At 26.3% G+C, this 6,522-nt stretch carries 5 protein-coding genes; 4 read left to right on the top strand and 1 reads right to left on the bottom strand.

Features of this window, described 5'->3' with window-relative positions:
• Positions 1 to 193 precede the first annotated feature (193 nt).
• Together J7G74_RS12535 and J7G74_RS12540 are read left to right on the top strand one after the other, a co-directional pair.
• Positions 194 to 1,276, top strand: a complete 1,083-nt coding sequence (locus tag J7G74_RS12535) for a hypothetical protein (RefSeq protein WP_297135932.1) — start codon at positions 194 to 196, stop codon at positions 1,274 to 1,276.
• A 79-nt stretch (positions 1,277 to 1,355) separates the two neighbouring features.
• A complete protein-coding gene (locus J7G74_RS12540) occupies positions 1,356 to 1,808 on the top strand; it encodes a putative ABC transporter permease (protein WP_297135933.1) in 453 nt (150 codons plus the stop codon).
• Positions 1,809 to 2,102: 294 nt separating this feature from the next.
• Here the strand turns inward: J7G74_RS12540 and J7G74_RS12545 are convergent, their stop codons facing one another.
• A complete protein-coding gene (locus J7G74_RS12545) occupies positions 2,103 to 2,723 on the bottom strand; it encodes a hypothetical protein (protein WP_297135934.1) in 621 nt (206 codons plus the stop codon).
• Between the two features lie 215 nt (positions 2,724 to 2,938).
• Here J7G74_RS12545 and J7G74_RS12550 point away from each other — a divergent pair, with 215 nt between their 5' ends.
• Positions 2,939 to 3,307, top strand: coding sequence for an ArsR/SmtB family transcription factor (locus J7G74_RS12550; protein ID WP_297135936.1), 369 nt, complete (start codon positions 2,939 to 2,941; stop codon positions 3,305 to 3,307).
• Between the two features lie 13 nt (positions 3,308 to 3,320).
• The gene (locus J7G74_RS12555) at positions 3,321 to 5,945 is read left to right on the top strand and encodes a heavy metal translocating P-type ATPase (RefSeq protein WP_297135939.1); all 2,625 of its coding nucleotides are present in this window, start codon (positions 3,321 to 3,323) and stop codon (positions 5,943 to 5,945) included.
• Positions 5,946 to 6,522: the final 577 nt, after the last annotated feature.

Below are 6,522 nucleotides of genomic sequence, written 5' to 3' on the forward strand. Positions count from 1 at the left end.
ACCATAAGGGAATCCCTATAAATTGTTCCATCAATATCAAAAAAAGCTCCTATATTTTTCATTGAATCACCTCATATAAGTATTTACTTTATTATATTATAAAATTCGATTTTATTGTAAACTATAATTGTAAATATTAAATAAAATATATTTAAATTAATAAATGACTATTACAAATTAAGGATGTGAATTTATGACATTTGACTATGCCAAAATGACAAAATCTAGACTCATGGGAAGTATGGGTCTTATTATAAAATATGAGAAAAAAGAAGATAATATATACCAATATTTTTTATTAGATGGAGAAGGATTAGGGATTGCTGACTATGTAAGTTTGAAAAATCCTACAACGAAAGAAGCCATAAGAGAAGAAGAAAGACTTATGGGTGGACTTGGTGAAAGTAGGATATTAGTAAAAGAAGAAGTTGCTTTGTTTTTAATAAATCATTTTGGGAAAAAGAATATTAAATATGGTAAGGATTTACCTGGAGATGTAGAGGAGTATATAGATATTATAGAAAACTTTGAATCTAAATTAACACTAGATGAGGTGTACCCTATTATATGTAAAAAAATAGAAAGTGGAGTAGAATTTATAAACTATATGACTATGAGGTTTATTGCTAGAGATAGAGAAAGTTTGAAGTACTTTTCAGATAGTGAAGAAATATCGAATAATCATATAACAAAAATAAACGGAGCCTTATTAAAAAATAAGGTCACAGATAGAGGTAATGGAGTATATATTAGTGAAGCTTTATATGAAGACGAAGATGGATATTATACTTGTAAAATAGCATTTAATATATCAAAAAATAAAGATGATTTTAAAATAGAGTCACTATTGGTAACGGATAAGGAGCCTATGTATGACTTTGAAGTTTTCGATGAAATATCTAAATCGGAATATATTGACGTTTATAAATTAAATAGAAAAGAAGAGTTTTTACAAGAATTTTATTATGATAATCCTTTTATGTTAAAGAGTGATATGGAAGAAGGGGTATTTTTCACTAGATTTAATTTTAATAATGATCATGTTAAACAAGATGTATATGTGATTAACAATGATATAAAATCTATTTATTATCAGGTTGGAGATGAATTTTTCATAGGTACATATTCTGAAAAAGATAGAAAGTATATTAATAAACTTCTTTTAGCTAAATATAAAGATTACCTTAATGTAGAGGATAGTTATTTCTTTGAAGAAAATGTATTATATGATTTTGTGGAATCTGGTTCTGATGATTTTGAAGACTTTTTAAATTAAATAATTGTACATACCGTATATTTTTTATTAATAACTATAAATATGAAGAAATAAATAATCAAAATTAAGGGGGATTAAATTGATTGAGTTTTTTAAAAAAGAATTTTTTATATTTATAGTTATGGGATGTATATATACTAATATAGAATTGACTTTTAGAGGGTATACACATCCATCTATGATAGTCGTTGGAGGTGCCTGTGGTGTTTTGATAGGGTTGATTAATAATATAGCACCGAATAAAAAGCTATATAAGCAATGTTTGATAAGTATGGTAATAGTCACATTGATAGAATTTATTTCAGGCTATATCTTAAATATCAAAATGGGCCTAAATGTATGGGATTATTCTGATTTACCATTCAATTACAAAGGACAAATAAGCTTGTTATTTAGTGTTTTTTGGTTCTTTTTAAGTATTATTGCAATCTGGTTAGACGATTATTTAAGATATAAATTTTATGGAGATAAGAAACCAAATGATTTATTTATCTATATAAAATATTTATTTACATTTAGATCATATAGATAATTTGACTTTACATAAAAAATTCTCTTTGTTCAGATGAGAAAGTTGGAAATTATATTTTAGTTATAGAACGTATAATTTCTTTATAATTAAAAAAAGAAGGGCAATGCTAGTTAAACTAGATTGCCCTTTTTGTATTTATAATATTGGGGGAATATTATGAGGAATACATTATGTATTGTAGACAGAATAAAAATTTTTATAACACTTTTTTCAAAAAAAAATAAAAAATAAATAAATCCCCCTAAAAAAGGAGGATTGCGGATTGATATTAATTAATATTAAAATGTTTTTGACTTACATTTCTTCCTCATCGAATTCTTCCATACTGATTGGTGGAATATTAGGCATTGTACCAGGGTATACCATATTAGGGTACATCATTCCAGGATAAAACATGTTTGGAGGATACATACCAGGATACATCATATTTGGGGGGTACATACCAGGATACATCATGTTTTGTGGTATCATAGGAATAACTGGTATATTATTACCCATTGAATTGTTCACACCATTATTCATGTTATCATTCATAATATTACTCATATTATTGTTTGGAATATTATTTAGATTATTTTGACTGTTAGTGTTACTCATATTGCTATTATTTAAATTATTGTTTGTGCTATTGTTAACATCATCTAAAGGTTCATTTATTTTATTTTCTGGCATGGTATCATATGGACTTAATTGAGGATATTCTATATATTGATTTGAGTATGTTGAATAGTTATTACTTGCTTCATTGTTATCCATGTTGTTAGAATTTTTCATATTATTAGGATTCATATTTTGCATAGGCATACCATTCATATTATAAGGACTCATATACATAAGAGGATCTATATATGGTTGAGGATATATATAGTATGGATCTATATTATCGTTTCTATTTTGATACATATTATAATTCATTTTGAAATTAACTCTCCCTTCTAATTAACTTTTAAAACTGTTATTTATTAATACTACTAATATATATATTATAAAAAAAATGATATATGAGTGTTTTAAAAATGTAAAAACTAAAAAATATTTATAAAAAGTTGTTGCATAAAAGATTTAAATAACATAATATAAATATATGAACAGTTATTCATATATTGTAAGTGTAAATGGAGGAATATGAGATGAGTGATATAATTACAGGTTGTGAATCTTGCTTTATACATGAAGAAGTAGTTGGAAAGGTTAGAAATGAAATGCCTGAAGAGGAAAAACTTTATGATTTAGCAGAGCTATTTAAAGTATTTGGGGATACAACAAGAATAAAAATAATTTATGCATTATTTCAAGAAGAAATGTGTGTATGTGATATAGCAGATCTTTTAAACATGACTCAATCAGCAATATCTCATCAGTTGAGAGTGTTAAAACAAGCTAGATTAGTTAAATTTAGAAAAGAAGGAAAAGTAGTTTATTATTCTTTAGATGATAACCATATAAATCAAATTTTTAATTGTGGATTATGCCACATAGAAGAAACTTATAACCGTTAGGAGGAGAGAGTATATGTCAACAGCAGTTTTAGTGAAGAGAGAACTTCTGCTTGGTGGTTTAACATGTGCTCACTGTGCAGAAGTTATAGGTGATACTGTAAAAAATATAGATGGTGTACAAGCAAGTAATATGAACTTTATTAGTAAAAAGTTAACATTACAGATAGATGCTTGTAAAAATGAAGAAGATATAATAGATGAAGTTATTAATTTAATTAACAGTATAGAACCGGGATTAGACATTGAAGTTATAAATAAAATTACGAAAGAATGTAATAGAAAAGAATTAATGTTAGGAGGACTTAGTTGTGCTCATTGTGCAGAAGTAATAAATGAAAAAGTATCTTTAATAGATGGTATAAAAAAGTCTAACTTAAATTTTATAAATAAAAAGTTATTAATTGAAATAGATTCTGATGATGAAAATGTTGTTATCGGAAATGTGATTGATGTAATAAATGATGTAGAACCAGGGCTAGATATTGAATTAATAGATAATAAAAAGTTAAATAAATATAATAAAAAAGAATTAACACTAGGAGGACTTAATTGTGCTCATTGTGCAGAAGTGATAAATGAAAAAGTAGCTTTATTGGAAGGTGTTAAGTCAGCTAATTTAAATTTTGTTAATAAGAAGTTATCAATAGAAATTGAATCTTCTAACGAGAGTAATATTATTAAAAATGTTATAGATACAATAAATGATATAGAATCAGGATTAGATATAAGCATATCTAGCAAAGAAGATAGAAAACAAAATAAGCAAGATGGCAAAATACGAAAAATAAAAAAAGACAACGGTAAAAAAGAACTTATAAAAATAATTATAGGGGCGTTGGTATTTATATTTGCCTTTGTAGAAGAAGCTATGGGGGTAAGTAGTAAATATTCATTAATAATTTTTCTAATTTCTTATTTAATAGTAGGTGGAGATGTTGTATATAAAGCATTAAGAAATATAACAAAAGGAAGAATATTTGATGAAAACTTTCTAATGACAGTGGCTACAATAGGTGCAATTATAATAGGAGAGTCATCAGAAGCTGTTGGTGTAATGTTATTCTATAAAGTAGGAGAATATTTACAAGAGCTTGCAGTTGGTAAATCAAGAAAATCTATCTCTGATTTAATGCAGATAAGACCTGATGTAGCTAACTTGAAGGTAGGAAACTCTATAAAAGTTGTAGACCCAGAAGAAGTTGAAATAGGTGATATTATAGTGGTTAAACCAGGAGAGAAAGTTCCTCTAGATGGTGTGGTAGTAGAAGGTAATTCCATGGTTGATACATCAGCTCTAACTGGCGAATCAGTTCTTAGAAGTGTAAAAACAGGTGATGATTTACTATCAGGATTTATTAATAAAAATTCTTTATTAACAATAAAGGTTACTAAAGATTTTTCTGAATCTACAGTTTCTAAAATATTGGATCTTGTTGAAAATGCAAGTAGTAAAAAATCTAAAACAGAAAACTTTATATCTGTATTTTCTAGATATTATACTCCTATAGTAGTTATATTAGCAGTATTAATATCAATATTACCGCCTTTATTTATATCTGGAGCATCATTTGCTGAGTGGGTACACAGAGGATTAATTTTCTTGGTAGTATCTTGTCCATGTGCTTTAGTTTTATCTATACCTTTAAGTTATTTCAGTGGTATAGGAGTTGCATCTAAAAATGGAATATTGATAAAAGGAAGTAATTATTTAGAAGCATTAAGATATGTAGATACTGTTGTATTTGATAAAACAGGTACACTTACAGAAGGTGTATTTGATGTTGTACAAGTAAATTCAATAGGAATATCTGAAGGAGAATTAATAGAGTATGCTTCTATAGCAGAAGCTAATTCTAATCATCCAATAGCAAAATCCATATTAGGATATTATAATAAGGAAGTAGATTTAAATAAAATTGAAGAATATGAAGAAATAGCAGCTCATGGTATAAAGGTGAAATATGAGAGTGATTATATATTAGCTGGTAATGAAAAGTTAATGGAAGCTAATAATATAGATTTTGAAAAGGTCAAAGAAATAGGAACAGTGGTTTATATAGCAGTAAATAATGAGTTTAAAGGATATATAGTAATAGCTGATAAAATAAAAGCTGATAGTGAAGAAGCTATAAGAGAAATTAAATCTCAAGGTATTAGACAAACTGTAATGCTAACTGGTGATAATAAAAACGTCGCTGATGCAGTTGCATCTAAATTAAAATTAGATAAAGTATTTTCTAATTTATTACCAAATGAAAAAGTTGAAAAAATAGAAGAAATATATGTAGGTAGAAATGAAAAAGAAAAAATCGCATTTGTTGGTGATGGAATAAATGATGCTCCTGTGCTTGCTCGTGTTGATGTTGGTATTGCTATGGGTGGACTAGGATCAGATGCAGCAATAGAAGCAGCAGATGTAGTTATAATGACTGATGAACCAAGTAAAATAGCTCAAGGTATAAAAATATCTAAAAAAACTTATAAAATAGTATGGCAAAATATTATATTTGCTTTATCTATAAAAGTGATTGTTATGATATTTGGAGCATTAGGTATGGCAAGTATGTGGGAAGCTGTATTTGCAGATGTAGGTGTAGCATTACTAGCAGTTTTAAATGCTATGAGAGTTATGAGATAATAATAAAGAGCTTTAGTTGTCTTGAACGACTAAAGCTTTTTGTTATTTAAAAATACTTTAACTTTGATATAGATAAAAGATATATCTATAATTACGTATAATAGAATGTAATTAAGTAAAAATTATATTAAGATTATGACTTAGATTATTTTGAAATATGTATGATTTTTTTGTTAAAGTAAAGATAATATCTGTTTTATAGATTAATGAGTAGTATAAAGAACTGAAGTTATTTTATATTAAAATTAAAAAATAATAAAAAAGTATTGACCATATAAATGAAAGGTGGTATAGTAATACTTGTCCTTGAGACAGGGCAAAACATCAACAAAAACTTTGAAAAAATTGTTGACAAGTAAGCAAGTGAATGATAAAGTATAACTTGTCAAATCGATAAAAAATATCGAAAAAACTTTTGAAAAAAGTGTTGACAAAGGAAAATGACTTTAGTAAAATAAATAAAGTTGAAATAAATAAGAACTTTGAAAATTAAACAGTAGGTTAACAATAAATTAATTCTTTAAGAATTAAACACAAACAAACCAAGCCAGATATTCAGATAATGATTAATCTGAGC

Source organism: Terrisporobacter sp. (assembly GCF_017888745.1).
Taxonomy (GTDB): Bacteria; Bacillota; Clostridia; order Peptostreptococcales; family Peptostreptococcaceae; genus Terrisporobacter.